Raw genomic sequence first — 21938 nt, forward strand, 5'->3', positions numbered from 1 at the left:
TGATCACGATTCACGAAAACGTTTTTGCCACCACCCCCGCCGCGAGCAGCGCGGAGCCATAGGCGGCGTGCCCGGAGCGCGGCTTTTCCATTTTCACCCGCAGGATTTTTTCGCGGATGCGCGTCCAGGCCGGGTTCTGCGAGCCGCCGCCGGTGGTGAAGACCTTGCTGAGCGCCGGCGCGCCGAGTTTTCCCAGCAGTTGGTAGCCCTCGGCCTCGATGCGGGCGATGCCTTCCAGCATGCCCTGAAAGAAGGTGATGCTGTTGCCGGGCAGCGGTTCCAGTCGCGGCGCCATTTCCGGGTTGTTGATGGGGAAACGTTCGCCGATGTCCGGCAGCGGGTAGTAATCCAGGCCGGTGACGCTCTCCGGATCCAGCAACGGCGTCATCTCCCGCATCTGTTCAATCTTGAAATACTGCAACAGCACCGCGCCGCCGCTGTTGGAGGCGCCGCCGGCGAGCCAGTATCGGCCGAGGCGATGACTGTAAACGCCATGTTCCAGCGAGAACACCGGCTTGTCCGACAGCAGTTTCAGCACCAGCGTTGTGCCCAGCGCCGTGACGCCGTGCCCCGACTCGGTGGGGCCGGCCGCGAGGAAGGATGCCACGCCGTCCGTGGTCCCGGCCAATACCTCCACGTCGGACGGCAGGCCAAAGGTTTTGGCGATGTCGGCGCTGAGGGTGCCGAGCGATTCGCCCGGCACGTGGACTTCCGGCAACAATGCGCTATCGAAGCCGAGCTTGTTCAGCCATTTGGGCCAGGCCATTTTTTCGGCGTCGAAACCGAGCTTCAGACAATTGTTGTAATCGCTGTGACCGTACTGGCCGATCAGCTTGCCGCTGATCCAGTCGGCCTGGTGCAGCGCATGCTGGGCGCGTTTGTCGAGTTTCTTGTCGTGCATCCACATGAGCTTGGCGAGGCCGCTCCCGGCGCCCTGGGCGCCGGAAACGCCGCTCGTCAGCGAGGCGATGTGCTTTGCCTGTTGCACGGCGCGCCGGTCGTTGTACATGATGGCCGGCGTCACCGGGCTGCCCTTGGCGTCGCACAGCAGCAGGGTGCCGGAGGTGCCATCCACGGCGATGGCCTGCACGCGTTGCGGATCGATTTGTTTCAGCAGGTTTTGCAGGCAGCCGGTGACCGCCTTCCACCACACGGTCGGGTCCTGGGTGACTTCATCCCCGTTGCGCGGCGGGGTGGGAATGGGCGCGCTCATCTCGCCATGGATCTTGCCGGTGGCGTCGACGGCGATGGCGCGGCAGCCGGTGGTGCCAAGATCGATACCTATATAGAGTCCGTCCTTGCGCACCGGCGCCGGGGGCGGCGGCTCCGGCTCAACTGGCTCGGCGACGATTTCCTCCGGCTCCAGCTCTGGCTCGGGTTCCGGCGGCGGATCGTTGCGGCGCGAGCGCCGCAGCATGCGGAAGCGTTCGCTGGCCGACGGCTCGGGTTCCGGCGCTGGCGCCGGGTTGCGGTTTTTCGGCGCGGGCGCGGGCGGGATGACCGGCTCGGTCAGTTTCACCGGGTTGCGGGGCTTCGCCGCGGGCATGGGCTTGGCGGCAGGGGCCTGCGCGGGAGCCGTGCCCGGGACCTGTTTCGCCGGCAGCTCCTGGACCTCGCGCGGCAGATCGGCCGGCGGTGGCGGTGGCGCTTGCCAGCCGCTCTGGCGGTGCACGACCTCGACGGTCGTATAGAGCCCGCCGCGCACGTAGAATTTAGCCCGCAGCCGCAGGTAGCGCGGGTGCGTGACCGCCACCAGATCGTTCAGGATGCGGTTGGTCACGTCCTCGTGGAAATGGCCCTCGTTGCGGTAGGACCAGATATAAAGTTTCAGCGACTTCAATTCCACGCACAGCCGGTCCGGGACGTACTCCAGGGTCAGGGTGGCGAAGTCCGGCTGGCCGGTCTTGGGACACAGACAGGTGAACTCCGGACATTCGATCTCAATGATATAATCCCGGTCCAGACGCGGATTGGGGAAGGTATCCAGATTCTTGCTGGGCTGGCTCGGCATGGACTGGCTGTAGTTAGTAAGGAATCCCTGTAAAATTGTAGCTTAATTCAGGCCGGCGGACAGGACACACACGGGACACGATGCGACTTAAAACAATCAAGCTTTCCGGCTTCAAATCCTTCGTCGAACCCATCATTATTCCCATCAACGGCAACCTGATCGGCATTGTCGGGCCGAACGGCTGCGGCAAGTCCAATATTATAGACGCCGTGCGCTGGGTCATGGGCGAGATGTCGGCCAAGAACCTGCGCGGCGATTCCATGGCCGACGTCATTTTCAACGGCTCCAATTCGCGCAAGCCGGTGGCGCAGGCCTCGGTCGAGCTCATTTTCGACAACAGCGAAGGCCGTGCCGGCGGCGAGTACGCCAAGTATGCCGAGATTTCCATCCGGCGCGAGGCCGGGCGTGACGGCCAGTCCGATTATTTCCTCAACAAGACCAAGTGCCGGCGCAAGGACATCACCGACATCTTCCTCGGCACCGGCCTGGGGCCGCGCGCCTACTCGATCATCGAGCAGGGCATGGTCACGCGCATCATTGAGGCCAAGCCGGAAGACCTGCGCGGCTTCCTGGAAGAGGCCGCGGGCGTTTCCAAATACAAGGAACGCCGCCGCGAGACCGAGAGCCGCATCAAGCACACACGCGAGAACCTGACGCGCGTGGATGACATCCGCAAGGAACTCGATACCCAGCTCTCCAAGCTGCACCGGCAATCGCGCGCCGCGGCGCGCTACAAGGAACTGAAGCAGGAAGAGCGCCTGACGCGCGCGCAATTGCTGGTGTTGCGCTGGCAGGAACTCGACGGGCGCGTGCAGAGCCAGGACATGTTGTTGTCGCAGCAGCAGACGGCGCTGGACGCCGTGCTGGCAGAGCAGCGCGGCATCGAAGCCGAGATCGAAAAAATCCGTGCCCAGCAGACCGAGACGGTGGACCAGTTCAACGCGGTGCAGGCCGAGTTCTATTCCGTCGGCGCCGAGATTTCGCGCCTGGAGCAGGCCATCCAGCACGCGCGCGAGACGCGCGAAAACCAGGAGCGCGAGCAGGAGCAGGTCAACCGCGCCTGGAGCGAGGCCAGCCAGCATCTGCAGTCGGATGTGGCGCGCATGCAAGAACTGCAGCGTCGGCTGGAAGAATTGACGCCGCAGCTGGAAGAACTGACCCGCGCGCGCGACGCCGCCGCGGAGAGCCGCGCCCAGGCCGAGCGCGCCATGCAGGACTGGCAAAACGAGTGGGAATCTTTCAGCGAAGCGGCGGCCGAACCGGCCCGGGTGCGCGAGGTCCAGACCGCGCGCATGCGCCAGCTGGAAGGTCATATTGAACAGCTGCGCCAACGCCAGGCGCGCCTCGAACAGGAGGCCGCGACCATCGGCGCGGAGCTGGAAAAAGAGCCGGCCAACGCCCTGGCCACGCAGGTGGCGGAACTGGACGAATCCTGCGAGGCGCGGGAACGCTCGATCGGCGAAATCGAGGCGCGTTTGCGCGAGGCGCGCGACCGGCGCGACGAGCTGGATGACGAGTTGTCCGAGGTGCGCGGCCAGAAACAGAGTGGCGAGGCGCGTCTGGCCTCGTTGCGTGAATTGCAGGCGGCGGCGCAGGGCGAGAGCGACGCGGCTTTGGGTGAGTGGCTGCACGGGCAGGGTCTCGACAAGGCGCCGCGCCTGGCGCGCGTGCTCAAGGTCGAATCCGGCTGGGAAAAGGCCGTGGAGCGGGTGCTCGGTGTCAATCTCGGCGCCGTGTGCGTGCCGAAGATGGAATCGGTCGCGTCCGCGGCCGCCGGCTACGACCAGTCGCAGGTCACGTTCATCGAACAGGGCACGCCGGCCGCGCGCGGGTCCACGCCGCATCCGGCGCTGCTCGACAAGATCCAGGGCGACATCAATCTCGCGCCGCTGCTCGATGGCATTTACGTCGCCGAATCGCTGGAACAGGCGCTGTCCTGGCGCGGCGGTCTCACGGCGCGCGAATCCTTCGTCACGCGCGACGGCGCCTGGGTCGGCCGCAACTGGCTGAGCCTGGGAAGCGAGAAAGGCGCGCGCGCCGGCTGGCTGCTGCGCGAGCGTGAAATCGAAACGCTGCAATCGGATCTGGGCGAATGGCACAACAAGCTCGCCAACCTGCAGGCGGCGATCGCCGAGCTGGATACGCAGTTGCAGAATCTCGAGGACGAGCGCGACGAGCTCACCCGCGATCTCAGCGAGAACAATCGCAATCGCGCGCAGTTGCGCGAGCAGCTTGGACACAAGCAGGCGCGGCTGTCGCAGCTCGAATCGCGCCGCGCGCAGATCGAGCGCGAGCAGAATGAAATCGGCGAACAGCTGGGCCGCGACCAGGCAGAGATTTCCGCCGCGGGCGATTTGCTGCGCCAGGCTGAGGCCACCGGCGGCGAACACGAACAGCGGCGCGCGCAGTTGCAGCAGAACCGCCAGACCCTGCTGGACGCGGTAGAACAGGCGCGCACGCAGGAATCCGCGGCGCGCGACAGCGTGCATCGCCTGGAAATCGAGCGCGAGACGCAACAGACCGCCTTCGAGGCCACGCGCGCCAGCCATGCGCGTCTCGAGGGGCAGTTGCAGCAGCTGATCTCGCGGCGCGAGCAGCTGTCGCTGGCGCTTTCGGGCGAACAGGACCCGACGCCGGGATACCGCCAGCATCTGGACGAATTCCTGCAGAAGCGCCTGGGCATCGAGGAGCGCTTGAACGCCGCGCGCCAGGCGGTGACCGATCTCGAAACCCAGCTGCGCGAACAGGAACAGGCGCGGACGCGGGAAGAACGCAAGACCACCGAAATCCGCGAGAAACACGAAAGCGAGCGCGTCGTGCTGCAGGAACTGACGGTGCGCCGCGAAACCGTCGCCGACCAGTTGCGCGAATCCGGTTTCGAGGTCGAGGCCGTGCGCGCGGAGCTGCCGCCCGAGGCCAACGAAACCGAATGGGCCTCACGCCTGGAGCAGGTGACCGCGCGCATCGAGCGCCTGGGGCCGATCAACCTGGTGGCGATCGAGGAATTCGAGGAGGCCAACACGCGCAAGACCTATCTCGACAAGCAGTGCGAGGACCTGTCGCAGGCGCTGGCCACGCTGGAAGAGGCAATCCGCAAGATCGACCGCGAGACGCGCACGCGCTTCAAGGAGACCTTCGACCAGGTCAACGAATATTTCCAGAGCTTCTTCCCGCAGCTTTTCGGCGGCGGCAGCGCGCATCTCGAAATGACCGACAACGACCTGCTCGAAACCGGCGTGTCCGTCATGGCGCGCCCGCCGGGCAAGCGCAACAGCACCATCCACCTGCTCTCGGGCGGCGAGAAGGCGCTCACCGCGGTGGCGCTGGTGTTCGCCATCTTCCAGCTCAACCCGGCGCCGTTCTGCCTGCTGGACGAGGTGGACGCGCCGCTGGACGACGCCAACGTGATCCGTTATTGCGAAACCCTGAAGACCCTGTCGGACAAGACCCAGCTGGTTTACATCACGCATAACAAGATCAGCATGGAGATGGCCGACATCCTGATCGGTGTCACCATGTCCGAGCCGGGCGTGTCGCGCCTGGTGGCGGTGGACGTGGATCAGGCCATGGAGATGGTCGCGCAGTAATGAACCTGCAGTTTGCACTGCTCTTCATCGGAATCGTCATTGTTGCCGTCGTCGCCCTGACCGCGTACGACATGTCCCGGTTGCGCCGTCCGCGCCCGCGGTCGGAAGTGCATCTGGGCGACTTCCCGGAGGATCGCGCGCCGATCCGCCCCAATCTGCCGGATGCCACGCGCGAGGAGGGCGGCGAAAAATTCCTGCGTTCCGATCTCGACGTGACGTTGCGCGAGAAGCCGCGCGCAGAAGTGCTGCGCAAGGAAATCCGCGTGCTCGAGGAAATGGCGACCATGCCGCTCAACCTCAAGCCGGGCCTGCAGCGCCGTCTGCGTCCCCGCGCCGAGCCCGGCCGGCAGTACCTGCCGGACGAAAAAATCGATTTTGTCATCGATCTGCCGGGCGAGGGGCCGGTGATGCGCGACGCCGCGCTCTCCGTGTACAAGCAGAACGAGTACAACCTCAACAAGCCGCGCCATCTGTATGGACGCCACCACCGCACCGAACGCTGGTCCGATCTCGAGCTCGATCCCGGAACCACCGAGTATGACGATCTCAAGCTGGTGATCCAGCTGACCGACCCGCGCGGGCCGATCGATGAATCCGAGCTCAACGCGTTCATGCAGATCGGCCTGAAGCTGGCCGATACGCTCGCGCGACCGACGAAACTCCCGGAGACCTTCGAGGCGGGTATGGAGCGCGCCGCGGCATTGCAGGGGTTTTGCGACACTTATGACGTTATCGCCGGTATCCACGTGGTGCCTGCCTCCACGCCGTCCTTCGCGGGACGCGCCATCGAGATGGCGGCGCGCCAGGCGGGGATGGAGCTGGGCGCCAGGAATATGTTTCACATGAAGAATGAAATCGCGCCGGGGGGCCGGCACCTGTTCAGCCTCGCGAACCTGGACGAGCCGAGCGCCTTCGATCCCGCCGCGTGGGACAGCTTCGTAACCGACGGATTGAGCCTGTTCATGAGCGTGCCCTGCGCGTTTCAGCCGGGCGTGGCCTTCGACCGGATGGTGGCCGCCGCGCGCATGATCGCCGATACCCTGGGCGGCAGCCTGCAGGACCAGAACCGCCGTCCGCTCACCGACAAGGGCATCGCGGTGATCCACCACCAGATCGAGGAGATCGAGGAAAAGATGCGCGCTTTTGGCATTCCGCCGGGAAGCGAGACCGCGCTCAAGCTGTTCAACGAAGCCGCGACCCCATGAGCAGCGCGGGAAAACCGCGGCAGCGGGCCGCGGAATTACGCCAGGAAATCAATCACCACAATTACCGTTATTACATTCTCGACAGCCCGCTCATCTCCGACGCGCAATATGACAAGCTCCTACGCGAACTGCAGGAACTTGAAGCCAAATACCCCGACCTGATCACGCCCGATTCGCCGACCCAGCGGGTCGGCGCCGCGCCTTCGCAGGAGTTTGGCGAGGTCCGGCATTCCATTCCCATGACCTCCATGGACAACGCCTTCTCCGACGAGGAGGTGGGCGAATGGGACCGGCGCGTGCGCAAGGGGCTTGAGACCGAAGGCGATGTTGCCTATACCGCCGAACCCAAGTTCGACGGCACCTCGATCAGCCTGCGTTATGAGAAAGGCATGCTGGTGCAGGCCGGCACTCGCGGCGACGGCGAGACCGGCGAGGACGTGACGGTCAACGTGCGCACCATCAAGACCGTGCCGCTGCATCTGCAGGGCAAAGGCTGGCCGGACATTCTCGAGGTGCGCGGTGAAGTGGTCATCCCGAAAAAGGATTTCGAGCGCCTCAACGCCGAACAATTGAAACAGGGCGGCAAGATTTTCGCCAATCCCCGCAACGCCGCCGCTGGCAGCCTGCGCCAGCTTGACCCGCGCATCACGGCCGCGCGGCCACTGAGCTTCTTCCCCTGGGGCCTGGGCCAGACGTCCAAACCGGTCGCGCCACGTTATTCCGAAGTCGTGAAATATCTCAAGGAGTGGGGATTCCGCACCACGGAGTTTTTCCATGTCGCAAAGGGCGCGGATGAGTGTCTCAAGTTTTACCGCGAGATGCTCGGCAAGCGCGAAGACCTGCCATTTGAAATCGATGGCGTCGTGTACAAACTGGACGATCTTGCCGCGCGCGAGCGCCTGGGTTACACGGCACGCGCGCCGCGTTGGGCCATCGCGCACAAGCTGCCGGCGCAGGAAGAAACCACCGTGGTCGAGGACATCCTGGCCTCGGTCGGACGTACCGGGGTCATCACGCCGGTGGCGGTGCTGAAGCCGGTGGCGGTGAGTGGCGTCACCGTGACGCACGCCACGCTGCACAACCAGGACGAGCTCGAACGCAAGGACGTGCGCATCGGCGACACCGTGATCGTGCGCCGCGCCGGCGACGTGATTCCCGAGGTCGTGGGCGTCATCAAGGACAAGCGCCCCCGCGGCACGCGCAAGTGGCACATGCCGAAGAAATGCCCGGTCTGCGATTCAGAAGTGATCCGCGAAGAGGAGGAAGCTGCGCACCGCTGCATGGGTGGCCTGGTTTGCTCCGCGCAGCGCATGGGCGCGCTACTGCATTTTGCCTCGCGCCATGCCATGGACATCGAGGGCCTGGGCGACAAGCTGGTGCAGCAACTGGTGGAAAAGGGCATGGTGAAAACCGTGGCCGATATCTACCGGCTCAAAAAAGACGTGCTGGCCGATCTTGAGCGTATGGCTGAAAAATCAGCGCAGAACCTGCTGGACCAGATAGAGAAGAGCAAAACCACTACGCTGGCCCGTTTTCTTCACGCACTCGGCATCCCGCAGGTGGGCGAGGCCACGGCGCAGCTGCTGGTGGATCATTTCGGCGCGCTCGACGACATCATGGATGCCAAACGCGAAACCCTGGAGCAGGTCCACGGCATCGGCCCGGCCATGGCCGAGGACATCCACAGCTTCTTTCACGAAAAGCACAACCGCGAAGTCATCCGCGCCCTGATCAAGGCCGGCATTCACTGGCCCAAACCCGTGAAGGCGAGGAAGGATTCACCGCTCGCCGGCAAGGTATTCGTCCTCACCGGCGGCCTGGCCAGCATGAGCCGCGACGAAGCCCGGCGCAAACTGCAAGCATTCGGCGCCAAGGTTACCGACAGCGTGTCGAAAAAAACCGATTATGTGGTTGTCGGCGAAGACCCCGGCTCGAAGGCCGACAAGGCGGAGAAGCTGGGGATCACGATGCTGGATGAGAAGGGATTCCTAAAGTTGATTGGTCAATAGCTTTTATGTAGGTTGGGGTAAGCGCAGCGAACCCCAACAAACATATATCGATATTTCACTGAAATACTCTCATGCGTTATCGCCGCGCAGGGATTCCTGGAGCCAGCTATTTTTTCACCGTCAACCTAGCCGAGAGGAGCCGGACATTATTGGTAGATTACGCCGATGTCTTGCGAACGGTAATCCGTGAGGTGCAATCCCGACATCCGTTCCATATTGATGCCATGGTGGTACTTCCGGACCATCTTCACGCCATCTGGACATTGCCGGATAACGACAAGGATTTTTCCACCCGCTGGATGCTGATCAAGAGCGGATTTTCGCGCAGGCTGCCAGCGGATGAAGGTCGCAACAGCAGCCGTATAACAAAAGGAGAGCGTGGTATCTGGCAGCGCCGTTTCTGGGAGCATTTGGTGCGTGATGAAGAAGATTATGAGCGCCACGTGAATTACATTCATTATAACCCTGTGAAACACGGTTATGTGGCAAAGCCGGTGGATTGGTTGCATTCAAGCATCCATCGGTTTATGACAGAAGGTATTGTGAGTACGGATTGGGCTGCGGGGAATCAGGATGAGGACAGCAACAAATATGGAGAGCGTTAAGTTTGTTGGGGTTCGCTGCGCTCACCCCAACCTACATTATTTGATTGTGCTCGGCCTGATCGGCGGGCGTAACTGAAATGACCGCGGCGGCACTGGCGTTAACGGCGGCGGTGCTGATGCACGTCGCCTGGAACCTGCTGGCGCGGGCGAGCCATCCCGATACCCGGTTTCTCTGGTGGGCGCTGGTCGGTTACCTTGTTGTTCTCGGGCCGTGGTCGTTGTATTCCCTTGTCACTCAAGCCGATTGGTCGTTGAATCTCGCGGGCCTGCTGGTCATCTCGGCGCTGGCCAACAGTCTTTATTTCCTGATGCTGGGCGCGGCCTATCGCCGTGCGCCGGTGGCGCTGGTATATCCCATTGCCCGCAGTTCGCCGTTGCTGATCGCACTCTGGAGCAGTTTGTTCTTTGGCGAAATGATCGCCGCGTCCGGCTGGCTCGGCATACTTGTTTCCGTCGCCGGTCTGCTGCTGCTCGCGGCCAGCGCACGACATGGCGACAGCCGGCGCGCGGTGACCCTGGCCGTTATCGCCGCCTTCGCCACCAGCGCGTATTCGCTCAGCAACAAATTCGCAGTGGCGAGCCTGCCGACCTACGGCGCGCAGCTGGGATTGGTGAGCGTTGACCTGACGGCTTCATTTATCGCGCTCAGCCTCGAACAGCGTTTGCGTCTGGGGCATTGGTGGCCATCAGTAATGCCGCCTGTTTCGCGCTGGTTGCCGGCGGGGCTGTTCATCGGCAATGCCTATGGACTGGTGATCTTCGCGATGCAGTATCTTTCCGCCGCCTATGCCGTGGCCTTCACCAACGCAGGTATCGTGATTGCCGGCCTGTTGTCCATTTTCGCCTTCGGCGAACGCGAACACGCGCGCAGGCGGATAGCCGCCATCGTGGTGGTTGCCGCCGGCCTTGCGGTTCTGGCATTCTCGGTCCGATAATCCTTGATGTGCGATACCATGACCTTATGGCGGAATTTTCTGTTCGTGGTTTTCTTGACGCTCCCGGTTGCCGCCCCGGGCGCGGAATCTGAGCATATGACAAAACGCTTTGCGCCTTGTCCGGATTCGCCCAACTGCGTTTCGAGCGACGCCACCGACCCGGCACATTACACGGCCCCCTTCGCACTCATTATCCCTGCCAGGCAAGCATGGCCTCTGGTCCGGGAAGCCATGAAAGAAATTCCCCGGACAGAAATCACGAATGATACAGACTTCTATCTGCGCGCCGAGTGCACGAGCCTCGTGTTCCGGTTCGTGGATGACCTCGAGCTCGAGCTGCGTGCCGGCGACGGAATCATTGCCGTCCGTTCGGCATCGAGAACGGGATATTCGGACTTCGGCGTGAACCGGCGCCGGGTCGAGCGCCTGCGGGAGGCGTTGCGGAGCAGGGGCGTCGTCAAATGATGAAGCTGAGCGTTACTAATTAAAGTCATATCCCCTCTCCCCCACGGTCGTGGGGGAGAGGGGAGTTTTTTCAGTCAGCTTCAAGCTGACAACTCTAAATCTCTCGCCTTACAGGTGAGGGTGGTTTAATTATCCAGCAGCTCGAAGTACATCAGCAGCGTTCGCTGCACGAAAAGATCGTTGTTGTCGCTCACCATGAAGAAGCGATTGCCACGATGGCGGGCCAGGCCTTCGAAATTGTCCATCAGAAACCCCTTGTTGCTGTCGAGCGTCACGATCGTTTCCGGTTTCAGCGGCAGGGCCGGCGAGCCGGACGCAAGCTGTGCGCGCCTGAGCATCACGACGACCTGACCGAAAGGGTTCTGATAATTCTGTTGCAACACCAGCACCTGGCCCTGGCCCAGGCATTCCATGGCGGTGATCCGGTCTCCCGGCGCGACGGGATAAAGCCAGGAGAGGCCGGCCACGTTGAAAATCCGGGTGTATCCCTCGCGTTCGTTTTTGAGCGGCACTTCGGGCACGGCCAGGACGCCAAACGTGGAGTCCACGCATACGGCCTCCAGCATCTTGTTTGGATCGCGAAACACCCCGGCCTTGTCGATCGGCGCCGGCAGGGTGTACTGGCCGATGGCATAGCCGTCCGGACGGTAACGCATGATCTGCGGCACCCGCTCCGTGCCGATAATCAACTCGGCGTCACCGCGGCGTCCGTTGCGGCCGTTCAGGATGTCGAGCGACTCCGCGTCGATGCGCCAGCCGCGCAGCGGCTTGCCGCTGCCCAGTTCGCGCAGCGGCAGCGCTTGCAGCAGTTTGACGCCGGTCAGGATGTCGCCTTCGAAGAGCGGTTGCAGATGGAACAGAGCGCCCTTGTCGGAAAGGGCGTACAAAATGCCGTCGTCATCGTCCCAGGCGAGCCCCGACAATTGCGACAGCCGCCAGCCGTCGCGCATGAGATCGGGCAGTTCCAGCATGCCGAGGAAACGCAGACGCCCGGTGCGGTCGCCGGGTTTCAGGTTTTGGGAAAGCGCGACCGGCCGTGTTTCCAGGGTTGTCTGGTCCGGGAGGGCGCCGCCAGGGAACCAGGCGCACAGCATCCCGATGATCACGCCGGCAGTTTTGAGGAAATGTTTCATCGCGAGTGGCGCAAGGATGAAACCCATCCCGCCGACGGCGGGATGGGGATGAGCAGGTGGCTCAGTTGACCGTGATCTTGGCCTTGCCTTTGAGATCCTTGACCAGGTTGCCGATCCGGTCGTCCTGCATCTTGCGCTGGATGTTGGCGCGGGCGCGCTGATCGGCCATGAATTCCTCGAAGGCCGGTATCTTGAGCGGGCGGGTATCCTCGACCTTGATGATGTGCCAGCCGAAGTCGGACTTCACCGGCGCGGCCGAGACCGCGCCTTTTTTCATCGCCATCACGGCGTTGAAAAATTCCGGCACCACCATGCCCTGGTTGATCCAGCCGAGTTCGCCGCCGTTCTTGCCGCTCTGCGTATCAACGGACTTGTCTTTGGCGAGTTTGTCGAATTTCGCGCCTTTCTCGATCTGGGCCAGGATATCCTTGGCTTCGGCCTCGTCCTTGACGAGAATGTGGCGCACCTTGTATTCGGTCTTGTGCGTCGCCTCGACTTCCTGTTCGAAGCGTTTTTTCACGTCGTCCTCGGTGATGGGGTTGTCACGCAGCAGCTTGCGCTTGACCGCCTGCACCAGGATTTCCTCGCGCACGCGCTTCATGAGGCTGCTCACCTCCGGTTCCTGGTCGAGCTTGGTGCTGATCGCGTGCTGCGCCAGCAGCATTTTTTCGATCAGCTCATCCATCACGATCTGCTTTTCCTTGTCCTTGTCGGGAATCGGGCCAACCTGCTGCTGGCGCAGCTGCAGGTAATTCTGGTAATCCGATTGCATCAGCTTTTCGCCGTTGACCGTGGCGACGACCTTGTCGGGCTCCTTGGCCTGTTTTCCGGCCTCGTCAGCGGGTTTCTTGTCACAGCCGGCGGCAAACAGGCCGGCGGCGGCGAGAAACAGAATGAGAGCAGTGCGTGAGGTAGACATGGATTTTCCTTGATGAGGGTTGTGGTTTGACTGACGGTTTCGCGGTTCAGACTTCATCGGGCGCGAACGCCTGGATGCTGAGGGCGTGAATCTCCTTTTTCATCATCTCGCCCAGCGCCTGGTAGATCATCTGATGCCGTTGCACGGAACTTCTTCCCTGAAATTGCGGTGCGACGATGGTGACGCTGAAATGCCCGCCGCCGCCCTTGGCACCTTCGTGTCCGGCGTGACGGTGGCTGTCATCGCGTATCTCGATTTTCGAGGGTGCGAACACCTCGCGCAAGCGGTTTTCGATCAGGGTTGCGCGTGACATCAGGGCAATACCTTGCGGAACGGCTTGACGCTGACCCCGGCGTAGACGCCGGCTTCCACGTACGGGTCGGCATTGGCCCAGGATTGCGCGTCTTCCAGCGAATCGAATTCGGCGACGATCAGACTGCCGGTGAAGCCGGCCGGGCCGGGGTCGTTGCTATCGACCGCTGGATAAGGACCGGCCAGCAGCAGGCGGCCCTGGTTTTGCAGCTCCTGCAGGCGCGCCAGGTGTCGCGCGCGCACCGAAAGCCGGCGCTCCAGGCTGCCTTCGTTGTCCGTGGCGTTAATCACGTACCACATCAGTCGGCGGACTTGTTGGCGGCGGATTCCCCGCCCTCGGGTTTATCCTGCATGTGTCTCGCCATGAAGAACGCCTGCACCACGACGAACAGCAGCGTAATCCCGAGCAGTCCGAATACCTTGAAATTGACCCAGATGTCCTGGCGCGTTTGCGCGTCCAGGTCGAGGCGGTAATAGAAGGCGACGTAGATGTTCACGGCGCCGAGCACGGCGAAGAAAATGCCCCAGCTCAGGTTGAGGCGTTTCCACACGTTCGCCGGGAGCGCGATCTGGGCCGACATCATGCGCTCGACGATGGTCTTGCGGCCGAACCGCTGGCTGGCGAGCACCAGCGCGCCCAGGATCCAGTACACCAGCGTCGGTTTCCACTTGATGAAGGTGTCGTCGTGCAGCAGCAGTGTCAGGCCGCCGAACACCGCGATCACCGCGAGCGTCACCACGTGCATGGTCTCGACGCGGTGATGCCGGAACCAGAAATAACCCACCTGCGCGAATGACGCGGCAATGGCCACGGCCGTGGCGGCGTAGATACCGTAAAACTTGAAGGCCGCGAAGAACAGCAGCAGCGGAAACAGGTCGTAAAGGAATTTCATCGTGCAAGCAGCGGCAAAAGGAGCGCTATTTTGGCACCCCGCCGGCGGGGCGGCAAGAACATCGCGGAATATTTCCGGGTTTTCGCGAGGTTTTCCCGATCAGTGCATCCGCGGGCGGGTCCAGCGGTCGAAATAGCGGTGCATGACCTGGCGCACGTGCGGGGGGTAGTCGAGTTCCTCCATCTGCTGCATGCCCTCGGCGAAAAACGCGGCCGCGTCCTCCGGCAGGCAGCGCACCAGGTCGTCGAAAACCTTTTCCATCAGCTCCGGATTGTGCGTGCGCGTGGCGACGATGCCGCGATTCAGGTGCAACACCCGCCACGGGCGCCCGGGATTGTTCTTTTCCAGGTCCTGCTTGATGAGGTTGGCGGCGGCCTGGGCCACGCGTCCCATCAGCGTGATCAGCGGCTCCAGCGACGCGGGATCGTGCGCTCGGTTGGCGAAATTGGCCAGCGCGTTGACCACCGGTTCGAGCGTGCGGATCTGTCCGTCGTGGCGCACGATCCAGTCGGCGGCGGCGAGCGTCACGATTTCCAGGTCCTGGCGCGGAACCGGCAGGTTGAGCTGGCCGGCCCACGCGGCCAGATCGGCGATGAGCGTCATGCCGTAGTCGCCCAGCTGCGTGGCGTCGTCCTTGGCGATGGGGCCGATTTTCCCTTCCTCGCGGTCGATGCGCTCGATGATGGTCAGGAACTGTTCGATGGCCTCGGTCAGCTGGCCCGGCGTCACCTGATTGGTCTGGTCCGGACGCCGGCCCTCGTAGGTGTCATTGATCTCCGCCGCCGCGTGTTTGAAACGCAGCACCGCTTCGGCAAGGCTGGGAGGCAATGTGGTGCTGGTCATGGGTAGATAAGGGGCGCCGTCACGAAATAATCGGGCATTCATGATACCCTGTTTGCCATGGGCAATTCCAACGCCATCCCGGTTTCGGTCACACCACAACGGCATGACATGCACACACACACCCTGCGCTCGGACGGAACGCTCACGCCGACGGAGCTGGTGCGGCGAGCGCACGCCGCCGGCGTGGAAGTGCTGGCGCTGACCGATCATGACGTGACCGACGGCATTGCCGAGGCACAAACCGCCGCGGCCGCGCACGGGCTGAGACTGATCGCGGGCGTCGAGATTTCAGTGACTTGGCGCAGCCAGACGCTGCATATCGTCGGTCTCAACATCAACCCAGAGCAATCAGAAATGCAGCAGGGGCTGGCGCGTCTGCGTGAATTCCGCCAATGGCGCGCCGAGGAAATCGGCCGCCGCCTGCAGAAAAAAAGAATCGAGGGCGCTTACGCGGGGGCGGCGCGCCTGGCCAAGGGGACCATCATTTCGCGCACGCATTTCGCGCGTTTCCTCGTGGATCAGGGTTATGTGCGCGGCCCGCAACAGGCCTTCCGGCAGTTTCTGGGGCAGGGAAAACCCGGGCATGTGCCCGGGCAATGGGCCACGCTCGAAGAGGCGGTGCAATGGATCGTCGCCGCGGGCGGACAGGCGGTGGTGGCGCATCCGGCGCGCTACAAGCTGAGCGCCGGGAAACTGCGCCAGATGCTGGGTGAATTCCGCGAGTGCGGCGGTGCCGCGATCGAGGTGATTTCCGGCAGCCACACGCCCGAGGCCAATCGCCACTTCGCCGGCGTCGCCGCGGAGCACGGATTTCTGGCCTCGGCCGGATCGGATTATCACGGGCCGGAGAAAACCTGGATGGACCTCGGAAGATTACCTGCGTTGCCGGATGGATGCATTCCTGTGTGGCGGGAATGGGATAACGCGGATACAACGCGGCGCCCGGCCTTTGCCTGAAATGTTTTCAAAAAATCCATGGCCCAGTATTTTCAAATCCACCCGGTCAACCCGCAGGCGCGCCTGATCAAGCGCGCGGTGGAAATCGTGCGTGCCGGCGGCGTGATCGCCTATCCCACCGATTCGAGCTATGCGCTCGGCTGCCACATCGGCGACAAAGAGGCGATGGAGCGTATCCGGCGCATTCGCCGCGTGGATGACCGCCACAATTTTACGCTCGTGTGCCGCGACCTTTCCGAGGTGGCGCAATACGCGCGGGTGGGAAATGCCGATTACCGCTTGTTGCGGGCCAATACGCCCGGTCCCTACACATTCATTTTGCCGGCCACGCGTGAAGTGCCGCGCCGTTTGCAGCATCCCAAGCGTAAGACCATCGGTTTACGCATCCCCGACAATGTGATCGCCCAGTCCCTGCTGACCGAGCTGAACGAGCCGTTGATGAGCTCCACCCTGATTCTGCCGGGCGAGGACCTGCCCCTGAGCGACCCGGAGGAGATCCGGACCCGTCTGGAGCATGAGCTGGATCTGGTGATCGATGGCGGTTTCTGCGGATTGGATCCCACGTCCGTTATCGAACTGGAAGACGGGGCCGTGACTCTGGTGCGCCAGGGCAAGGGCGACACCGCGCGGTTTGCCACGTAAATCTTTCTGAAAATCAAGGGGATGAAGCCGGAATCCGGCTTTCATGTCGATGAAGGGTCCTGATATACTCCGCGGCCAATGCCCAACCTAAGCCTGCCCCAGTTTTTTGCGGTAGCCATCCTGCCCCTGCTGTTCGCCATCACTGTCCATGAGGTCGCTCACGGCTGGGTGGCCAAACTCTATGGCGACCCCACGGCCCAGCGCCTCGGGCGCCTGACCCTGAATCCGCTGAAACACATTGACCCCGTTGGCACCATCCTGGTGCCCGGTCTGTTGCTCATGCTGGGTGGGTTCATTTTTGGCTGGGCCAAGCCGGTACCGGTCACCTGGGAAAACCTGCGTCATCCCAAGCGCGACATGGCCATTGTCGCGGCGGCGGGGCCGGCCGCGAATCTGCTCATGGCCATTTTGTGGGCCATCGTGGCCAAGGTCGGGTACGTACTGGGACCGGATTCCTGGGCCGGGATACCGATGCAATATATGGGAGTATTTGGTATACAAATCAATGCTGTTTTAATGATTCTTAATCTGATTCCTTTGCCACCGCTCGATGGGGGGAGGGTGGCTGTTGGGCTGCTGCCGGGTCCTTGGGCGTGGCAGCTGTCGCGCATCGAGCCCTTTGGTTTTTTTATTCTGCTGGGACTGCTGGCGACAGGTGTCTTGAGCATTCTGATCAGCCCGCCAATTCATGGATTTGAGCGCCTCCTGACGTTCTTGGTGGGATTGCAATGAGCGCGGTCATGCCCGGCCAACCGATGCGGGTCCTGTCGGGCATGCGCCCGACCGGCCGGCTGCACCTGGGGCATTACCACGGGGTGCTCAAGAACTGGGTCAAGCTCCAGGCCGAGTACGACTGTTTCTTTTTCGTGGCTGATTGGCATGCCCTGACCACCCATTACGAAAACCCTCATATCATCGAAGAAAGCGTGTGGGACATGGTGGTGGACTGGCTGGCCGCCGGGGTCGACCCGAACAACGCCACCCTGTTCATCCAGTCCCGCGTCCCGGCGCATGCCGAGCTGAACGTGCTGCTGTCCATGATCACGCCGCTGTCGTGGCTGGAGCGGGTGCCGTCGTACAAGGACCAGCAGCTCCAGCTCAAGGAGCGCGACCTCTCGACCTACGGTTTCCTCGGCTACCCGCTGCTGCAAAGCGCCGACATCCTGGTCTACCGGGCGGGGCTGGTGCCGGTGGGCGAGGACCAGGTGGCGCACGTGGAGCTGACGCGCGAAGTGGCGCGTCGCTTCAATCACCTCTACGGGCGCGAACCGGGCTACGAGACCCGGGCCGAGGAGGCGATCAAGAAAATGGGCAAGAAAAACGCCAAGATGTATCGCGAACTGCGCACGGCCTACATGGAGCAGGGCGATCGCGAGGCGCTGGAAACGGCGCGCGCGCTGCTGGAGCGGCAGAAGAACATCACCCTCGGCGACAAGGAACGGCTGTTCGGTTTTCTGGAAGGAGGCGGGAAGATCATCCTGCCGGAGCCGCAGGCCATGCTGACGCAGGCGCCCAAGATGCCGGGACTCGACGGCCGCAAGATGTCGAAGTCCTATGACAACGTGATCAGCCTGCGCGATCCGCCGGCGGAGGTGGAGAAAAAACTCCGCACCATGCCCACCGACCCGGCGCGCGTGCACCGCGACGACCCGGGCGACCCCGACAAGTGCCCGGTGTGGGATTTCCACATGATCTACTCGGACGCGGAGCGCAAGGACTGGGTGCAAAAGGGCTGCCGTTCGGCGAAAATAGGCTGCCTTGAGTGCAAACAAACCATCATTGACCCCGTGCTGGCGGAACTGAAGCCAATGCAGGAACGCGCCGTGGAATTTTCCCGCGATCCGCTGCTGGTCCGGAACATCATTGCCGACGGTTGCAAGCGCGCGCAGGATGCGGCGGAGACGACCTTGGTGGACGTGCGCGCCGCCATCGGACTGGGTTACAGCGGATGAGCACGCCGACCGGTCCCGAAACAGCACCCCTTGCCGTGGTTCGCGGCGAGAACCTCACCCGCCTGCCGGAAGATCTGTACATCCCGCCGGACGCGCTGGAAGTGTTTCTCGAAACCTTCTCGGGCCCGCTGGATCTCTTGCTGTACCTGATCCGCAAACAGAATCTCGACATCCTCGACATCCCCATTGCCGAGGTCACACGCCAGTACATGGGCTACGTCGAGCTGATGCAGGCCATCAAGCTCGAGCTCGCGGCGGAATATCTGGTAATGGCCGCGATGCTGGCGGAAATCAAATCGCGCATGTTGCTGCCGCGCCCGGCCGGTGCGGAAGGCGAGGAGGCCGACCCGCGCGCCGAACTGGTGCGGCGCCTGCAGGAATACGAACGCTACCGCGGCGCCGCCGAGTCGCTGGATCAGCTGCCGCGCGTGGGGCGCGAGGTGCACCTGGTTGTGATCGAAAACGACCAGCCGCCGGTCAAACGGATCGAGCCGAACGTCAGCCTGTTCGAGCTGATGGATGCCTTCAAGGAGGTGCTTGTACGCGCCGAACTTTACCGGCATCATCGCGTGCAAATGGAACCCCTGTCGGTGCGTGAGCGCATGACCCGGATTCTGGCGAAGATCAACAGCGATGCATTTGTGAGTTTCGAGGACATGTTCGACCTGAACGAGGGCCGGCGCGGCTTGGTGGTCACCTTCATGGCGGTGCTGGAACTGCTGAAGGAGTCGCTGGTCGTGGTGGTCCAGCAGGAACCCTTTGCCCCCATCCATCTCAAGGCGGCGGCCTGATGAGCGAGCCCAATACCGAGCTGAAAAACATCATCGAGGCGGCGCTGCTGGTCGCCGGCCAGCCGCTCACCATCGAAAAGCTGCTGACCATGTTTCCCGCCGAATCGGCGCCCACGCGCGAGGAAATCCGCGCCGTGCTGGAAATGCTGGAAGAGGAATACGCCGAACGCGTGGTGGAACTGAAACAGATCGACCGCTCCTGGCGCTTCCAGACCCGCGATAAATATGCGTCCTGGATCACCCGCCTGGCCGAGGAACGCCCGGTGCGCTACTCGCGCGCACTGCTTGAGACCCTGGCCATCGTTGCCTACCGCCAGCCGGTGACGCGCGGCGACATCGAGAACATCCGCGGCGTTTCCGTCAGCACCGACATCATCAAGACCCTGCTCGGGCGCGAATGGATACGCCAGGTCGGCGTGCGCAACGTCCCGGGACGGCCGGCGCTTTACGGCACCACGCGCGAGTTTCTCGAGCATTTCAATCTGAAGAACCTGGAAGAGCTGCCACCGCTTTCGGCGCTGCGCGATCTGGATGTCATCAGCAATGAACTGAACCTGCGCCTCGATCTGGAGCAGGGCGAAGGATCTCACGCCGCCGAGGCCACCGCGGCCGACGGCGAATCCCACGAGAGTCTCGAGCAGGAACCGGAACCGATCATGTCCGAGGCCCGTACGGCCGAGCGTGAGTGAAAAACTCCAGAAGGTTTTAGCTCGCGCAGGATTGGGTTCGCGGCGCCAGATCGAGCGCTGGATCGAAGAAGGCCGCATCACCATCGATGGCCAGCCCGCCACCCTCGGCGCCCGGGTCACTCCCCATCAGGCGCTGCGCGTGGACGGCCGCATGGTTCCCGCGCATGCCATCCAGCCCAAGCCGCGCATTCTCATTTACCACAAGCCCGAAGGCGAGGTCTGCACGCGTTCCGATCCGCAGGGACGCCCGACGGTGTTCGAGAAGCTGCCGCCGCTGCGCGGCGCGCGCTGGATCGCCGTGGGCCGCCTCGATTTCAACACCTCGGGTCTGCTGCTGTTCACCACCGACGGCGAGCTCGCCAATCGCCTGATGCATCCCTCGCGCGAGATCGAGCGCGAATATGCCGTGCGCATCCTGGGCAAGATCAGCGATGACATGCTGGCACGGCTGAAGGAAGGCGTGATGCTCGAGGACGGTCCGGCCCATTTCGATACCATCACGAACGCCGGCGGCACCGGCGCCAATCGCTGGTATCATGTGACGCTCAAGGAAGGCCGCAACCGCGAGGTACGCCGGTTGTGGGAGGCCGTCGGCGTGCAGGTCAGCCGGCTGATGCGGATCCGTTTCGGTCCGGTTCAGCTGCCGCCGCATTTTCACGCCGGGCGCACCGTGGAACTGGATGACGACGCGGCCGCCGCGCTTTACGAGCATGTCGGGCTCGAGCCGCCGTTGCCGCCGAAAGCAAAAACAAAACCACTGGCGGCGAAGCGGGCGCGTGACCCGGGGCGCAAGCGTGGCCGCGTGGAAACGTCGCGAACGCGAACGGAGTCACGCCGCCGGGCAGGGCGAACCGAACGGCGCCGATAGCAAATATCTTTTTTATTTCCAATCCTGTTTTGTTCATGGCGCGTGTCCGACCGGCTGACCCAACGTCGGCGTCGTGACGTTTTGACAGGCCTGCTGCCGGGTTTTTGGGCGCCTGCAAAAATATATGTAATGTATATTACATAAGTGTAGAGTTCATGACATGGACATACCCGCCAACCCGTCGTGGTCCATGCTGGTCATCAGCCTTCCCGGACGCAGCGCCACGCCGCGCATGCGGGTATGGCGCGCATTAAAGGGACTCGGAGCGGCGGTGTTGCGGGACGGGGTGTATCTTCTGCCGTACAGTGAATCGGCTTCCCGCTCGCTGCGGGAGCAGGCCGAGGCGGTGATGGCCTCCGGGGGCGATGCCCATGTGTTCACTTTCAACAGCACGGAACCATCACAGACCGGGCATTTTCGCGGGCTGTTCGACCGTACCGGCGACTATGCGCAACTTGCCGGGGCGATCCGCAAACTCAAACCCGCGCTCACGCGAAAGCGCGCCGCCTCCGTTTCGCGTCATCTGCGACAGCTGCGCCGTGAATTTGAAACCGTGGCGGCGACCGATCACTTTCCGGGACCGGCAAAAGAACAGGTTCAGCATTTATTGTCCGAGACGGAAGCGGCAGCCACCGCGCTGCTTTCTCCGGACGAGCCGCGTCCCGTGGCACGGACAATCCGCCGCCTCGACAAACGCGACTATCAGCAGCGTGTATGGGCCACACGCGCGCGCCCCTGGGTGGATCGCCTGGCCTCCGCCTGGCTGATTTGCCGCTTCATTGATCCCAAGGCCCGTTTTATCTGGTTGAAAAATCCCCGGAAATGTCCAGCCAAAGCGCTCGGGTTTGATTTCGACAACGCAACTTTCACGCATGTCGGCGCGCGTGTCACCTTCGAGGTCTTGCTCGCGAGTTTCGATCTGGAAAAAGATCCCGCTCTCATGCGTCTGGGATCGTTGGTGCATTATCTTGACATCGGCGGCGTTCCCGTCGCCGAGGCACCCGGGCTGGAGATGATCCTGAACGGCGCGCGCCGGCAATATGACGACGATGACAAACTGCTCAAGGACGCCGGCAAGACTTTCGATTCTCTGTATGCCTCATATTCCGAAGAATAAGGAGA

Annotated in this window: 21 protein-coding genes; 14 read left to right on the plus strand and 7 right to left on the minus strand. The window is 62.7% G+C overall.

Translation table 11 applies throughout. The features are described 5' to 3' along the window. Positions 1 to 10 precede the first annotated feature (10 nt). A complete protein-coding gene (gene queF, locus SCL_RS05045) occupies positions 11 to 2011 on the minus strand; it encodes a preQ(1) synthase (protein ID WP_096360211.1) in 2001 nt (666 codons plus the stop codon). Between the two features lie 80 nt (positions 2012 to 2091). Here queF and smc point away from each other — a divergent pair, with 80 nt between their 5' ends. The 6 genes from smc to SCL_RS05075 all read left to right on the plus strand — a co-directional run bounded on the left by smc (position 2092) and on the right by SCL_RS05075 (position 10817). Then, entirely contained in the window at positions 2092 to 5598 is a 3507-nt protein-coding gene (gene smc / locus SCL_RS05050; RefSeq protein WP_096360212.1) for a chromosome segregation protein SMC, read from the plus strand. Further along, entirely contained in the window at positions 5598 to 6803 is a 1206-nt protein-coding gene (locus SCL_RS05055) for a cell division protein ZipA (RefSeq protein WP_096360213.1), read from the plus strand. The genes smc and SCL_RS05055 overlap by 1 nt, the downstream gene beginning before the upstream one ends. After that, positions 6800 to 8812: an NAD-dependent DNA ligase LigA gene (gene ligA / locus SCL_RS05060; protein ID WP_096360214.1), complete on the plus strand. Its 2013-nt coding sequence runs from the start codon at positions 6800 to 6802 to the stop codon at positions 8810 to 8812. The genes SCL_RS05055 and ligA overlap by 4 nt, the downstream gene beginning before the upstream one ends. Before the next feature lie 71 nt (positions 8813 to 8883). After that, positions 8884 to 9417 carry an REP-associated tyrosine transposase gene (locus tag SCL_RS05065; protein ID WP_096360215.1) on the plus strand — a complete coding sequence of 178 codons (534 nt, stop codon included), beginning with the start codon at positions 8884 to 8886 and terminating at the stop codon, positions 9415 to 9417. A 77-nt stretch (positions 9418 to 9494) separates the two neighbouring features. Beyond that, on the plus strand, positions 9495 to 10352 hold the full coding sequence (locus SCL_RS05070; RefSeq protein ID WP_096360216.1) for an EamA family transporter: 858 nt from the start codon (positions 9495 to 9497) through the stop codon (positions 10350 to 10352). 96 nt (positions 10353 to 10448) lie between these two features. Further along, a complete protein-coding gene (locus SCL_RS05075; protein ID WP_096361847.1) occupies positions 10449 to 10817 on the plus strand; it encodes a DUF1499 domain-containing protein in 369 nt (122 codons plus the stop codon). A 125-nt stretch (positions 10818 to 10942) separates the two neighbouring features. Here the strand turns inward: SCL_RS05075 and SCL_RS05080 are convergent, their stop codons facing one another. The 6 genes from SCL_RS05080 to SCL_RS05105 form a co-directional block, all read right to left on the minus strand. Beyond that, positions 10943 to 11977, minus strand: a complete 1035-nt coding sequence (locus SCL_RS05080; protein ID WP_096360217.1) for an esterase-like activity of phytase family protein — start codon at positions 11975 to 11977, stop codon at positions 10943 to 10945. Between the two features lie 34 nt (positions 11978 to 12011). After that, positions 12012 to 12869: a peptidylprolyl isomerase gene (locus SCL_RS05085; RefSeq protein WP_172425930.1), complete on the minus strand. Its 858-nt coding sequence runs from the start codon at positions 12867 to 12869 to the stop codon at positions 12012 to 12014. 46 nt (positions 12870 to 12915) lie between these two features. Then, positions 12916 to 13182 carry a BolA family protein gene (locus tag SCL_RS05090; protein WP_096360219.1) on the minus strand — a complete coding sequence of 89 codons (267 nt, stop codon included), beginning with the start codon at positions 13180 to 13182 and terminating at the stop codon, positions 12916 to 12918. After that, on the minus strand, positions 13182 to 13481 hold the full coding sequence (locus SCL_RS05095) for a YciI family protein (RefSeq protein WP_096360220.1): 300 nt from the start codon (positions 13479 to 13481) through the stop codon (positions 13182 to 13184). The genes SCL_RS05090 and SCL_RS05095 overlap by 1 nt, the downstream gene beginning before the upstream one ends. Next, a complete protein-coding gene (locus tag SCL_RS05100) occupies positions 13481 to 14074 on the minus strand; it encodes a septation protein A (RefSeq protein ID WP_096360221.1) in 594 nt (197 codons plus the stop codon). The genes SCL_RS05095 and SCL_RS05100 overlap by 1 nt, the downstream gene beginning before the upstream one ends. Before the next feature lie 99 nt (positions 14075 to 14173). Further along, a complete protein-coding gene (locus tag SCL_RS05105; protein WP_096360222.1) occupies positions 14174 to 14917 on the minus strand; it encodes a hypothetical protein in 744 nt (247 codons plus the stop codon). A 57-nt stretch (positions 14918 to 14974) separates the two neighbouring features. Between SCL_RS05105 and SCL_RS05110 the strand changes: the two genes are divergently transcribed. The 8 genes from SCL_RS05110 to SCL_RS05145 all read left to right on the plus strand — a co-directional run bounded on the left by SCL_RS05110 (position 14975) and on the right by SCL_RS05145 (position 21933). After that, positions 14975 to 15874, plus strand: coding sequence for a PHP domain-containing protein (locus SCL_RS05110; RefSeq protein ID WP_096360223.1), 900 nt, complete (start codon positions 14975 to 14977; stop codon positions 15872 to 15874). A gap of 18 nt (positions 15875 to 15892) precedes the next feature. Continuing rightward, entirely contained in the window at positions 15893 to 16516 is a 624-nt protein-coding gene (locus SCL_RS05115; RefSeq protein WP_096360224.1) for an L-threonylcarbamoyladenylate synthase, read from the plus strand. A gap of 78 nt (positions 16517 to 16594) precedes the next feature. Further along, positions 16595 to 17248: a site-2 protease family protein gene (locus SCL_RS05120; RefSeq protein WP_096360225.1), complete on the plus strand. Its 654-nt coding sequence runs from the start codon at positions 16595 to 16597 to the stop codon at positions 17246 to 17248. Next, positions 17245 to 18468: a tryptophan--tRNA ligase gene (locus tag SCL_RS05125; protein ID WP_096360226.1), complete on the plus strand. Its 1224-nt coding sequence runs from the start codon at positions 17245 to 17247 to the stop codon at positions 18466 to 18468. The genes SCL_RS05120 and SCL_RS05125 overlap by 4 nt, the downstream gene beginning before the upstream one ends. Beyond that, complete coding sequence (locus tag SCL_RS05130) at positions 18465 to 19259, plus strand: segregation and condensation protein A (protein WP_096360227.1); 795 nt, start codon at positions 18465 to 18467, stop codon at positions 19257 to 19259. The genes SCL_RS05125 and SCL_RS05130 overlap by 4 nt, the downstream gene beginning before the upstream one ends. Beyond that, positions 19259 to 19948 (plus strand): SMC-Scp complex subunit ScpB, encoded by a 690-nt coding sequence (gene scpB, locus SCL_RS05135; protein ID WP_096360228.1) that lies wholly within the window; start codon positions 19259 to 19261, stop codon positions 19946 to 19948. Before SCL_RS05130 ends, scpB begins: the two co-directional genes overlap by 1 nt. Continuing rightward, complete coding sequence (gene rluB / locus SCL_RS05140) at positions 19941 to 20816, plus strand: 23S rRNA pseudouridine(2605) synthase RluB (RefSeq protein ID WP_096360229.1); 876 nt, start codon at positions 19941 to 19943, stop codon at positions 20814 to 20816. Before scpB ends, rluB begins: the two co-directional genes overlap by 8 nt. A 160-nt stretch (positions 20817 to 20976) precedes the next feature. Continuing rightward, positions 20977 to 21933: a chromate resistance protein ChrB domain-containing protein gene (locus tag SCL_RS05145; protein WP_096360230.1), complete on the plus strand. Its 957-nt coding sequence runs from the start codon at positions 20977 to 20979 to the stop codon at positions 21931 to 21933. Positions 21934 to 21938 lie beyond the last annotated feature (5 nt).

It is taken from the genome of Sulfuricaulis limicola (assembly GCF_002355735.1).
Lineage (GTDB): Bacteria > Pseudomonadota > Gammaproteobacteria > Acidiferrobacterales > Sulfurifustaceae > Sulfuricaulis > Sulfuricaulis limicola.

Excerpts from the sequence above, each read along its gene's own strand:
- SCL_RS05130 (WP_096360227.1), top strand. The coding sequence starts at position 18,465 with ATGAGCACGCCGACCGGTCCCGAAACAGCACCCCTTGCCGTGGTTCGC.
- SCL_RS05125 (WP_096360226.1), top strand. The coding sequence starts at position 17,245 with ATGAGCGCGGTCATGCCCGGCCAACCGATGCGGGTCCTGTCGGGCATG.
- SCL_RS05145 (WP_096360230.1), top strand. The coding sequence starts at position 20,977 with ATGGACATACCCGCCAACCCGTCGTGGTCCATGCTGGTCATCAGCCTT.
- SCL_RS05120 (WP_096360225.1), top strand. The coding sequence starts at position 16,595 with ATGCCCAACCTAAGCCTGCCCCAGTTTTTTGCGGTAGCCATCCTGCCC.
- SCL_RS05080 (WP_096360217.1), bottom strand. The coding sequence starts at position 11,977 with ATGGGTTTCATCCTTGCGCCACTCGCGATGAAACATTTCCTCAAAACT.
- SCL_RS05110 (WP_096360223.1), top strand. The coding sequence starts at position 14,975 with ATGGGCAATTCCAACGCCATCCCGGTTTCGGTCACACCACAACGGCAT.
- queF (WP_096360211.1), bottom strand. The coding sequence starts at position 2,011 with ATGCCGAGCCAGCCCAGCAAGAATCTGGATACCTTCCCCAATCCGCGT.
- SCL_RS05065 (WP_096360215.1), top strand. The coding sequence starts at position 8,884 with ATGCGTTATCGCCGCGCAGGGATTCCTGGAGCCAGCTATTTTTTCACC.
- SCL_RS05115 (WP_096360224.1), top strand. The coding sequence starts at position 15,893 with ATGGCCCAGTATTTTCAAATCCACCCGGTCAACCCGCAGGCGCGCCTG.
- SCL_RS05075 (WP_096361847.1), top strand. The coding sequence starts at position 10,449 with ATGACAAAACGCTTTGCGCCTTGTCCGGATTCGCCCAACTGCGTTTCG.
- ligA (WP_096360214.1), top strand. The coding sequence starts at position 6,800 with ATGAGCAGCGCGGGAAAACCGCGGCAGCGGGCCGCGGAATTACGCCAG.
- SCL_RS05095 (WP_096360220.1), bottom strand. The coding sequence starts at position 13,481 with ATGTGGTACGTGATTAACGCCACGGACAACGAAGGCAGCCTGGAGCGC.
- SCL_RS05055 (WP_096360213.1), top strand. The coding sequence starts at position 5,598 with ATGAACCTGCAGTTTGCACTGCTCTTCATCGGAATCGTCATTGTTGCC.
- SCL_RS05070 (WP_096360216.1), top strand. The coding sequence starts at position 9,495 with ATGACCGCGGCGGCACTGGCGTTAACGGCGGCGGTGCTGATGCACGTC.
- smc (WP_096360212.1), top strand. The coding sequence starts at position 2,092 with ATGCGACTTAAAACAATCAAGCTTTCCGGCTTCAAATCCTTCGTCGAA.
- scpB (WP_096360228.1), top strand. The coding sequence starts at position 19,259 with ATGAGCGAGCCCAATACCGAGCTGAAAAACATCATCGAGGCGGCGCTG.
- SCL_RS05100 (WP_096360221.1), bottom strand. The coding sequence starts at position 14,074 with ATGAAATTCCTTTACGACCTGTTTCCGCTGCTGCTGTTCTTCGCGGCC.
- SCL_RS05105 (WP_096360222.1), bottom strand. The coding sequence starts at position 14,917 with ATGACCAGCACCACATTGCCTCCCAGCCTTGCCGAAGCGGTGCTGCGT.
- SCL_RS05090 (WP_096360219.1), bottom strand. The coding sequence starts at position 13,182 with ATGTCACGCGCAACCCTGATCGAAAACCGCTTGCGCGAGGTGTTCGCA.
- SCL_RS05085 (WP_172425930.1), bottom strand. The coding sequence starts at position 12,869 with ATGTCTACCTCACGCACTGCTCTCATTCTGTTTCTCGCCGCCGCCGGC.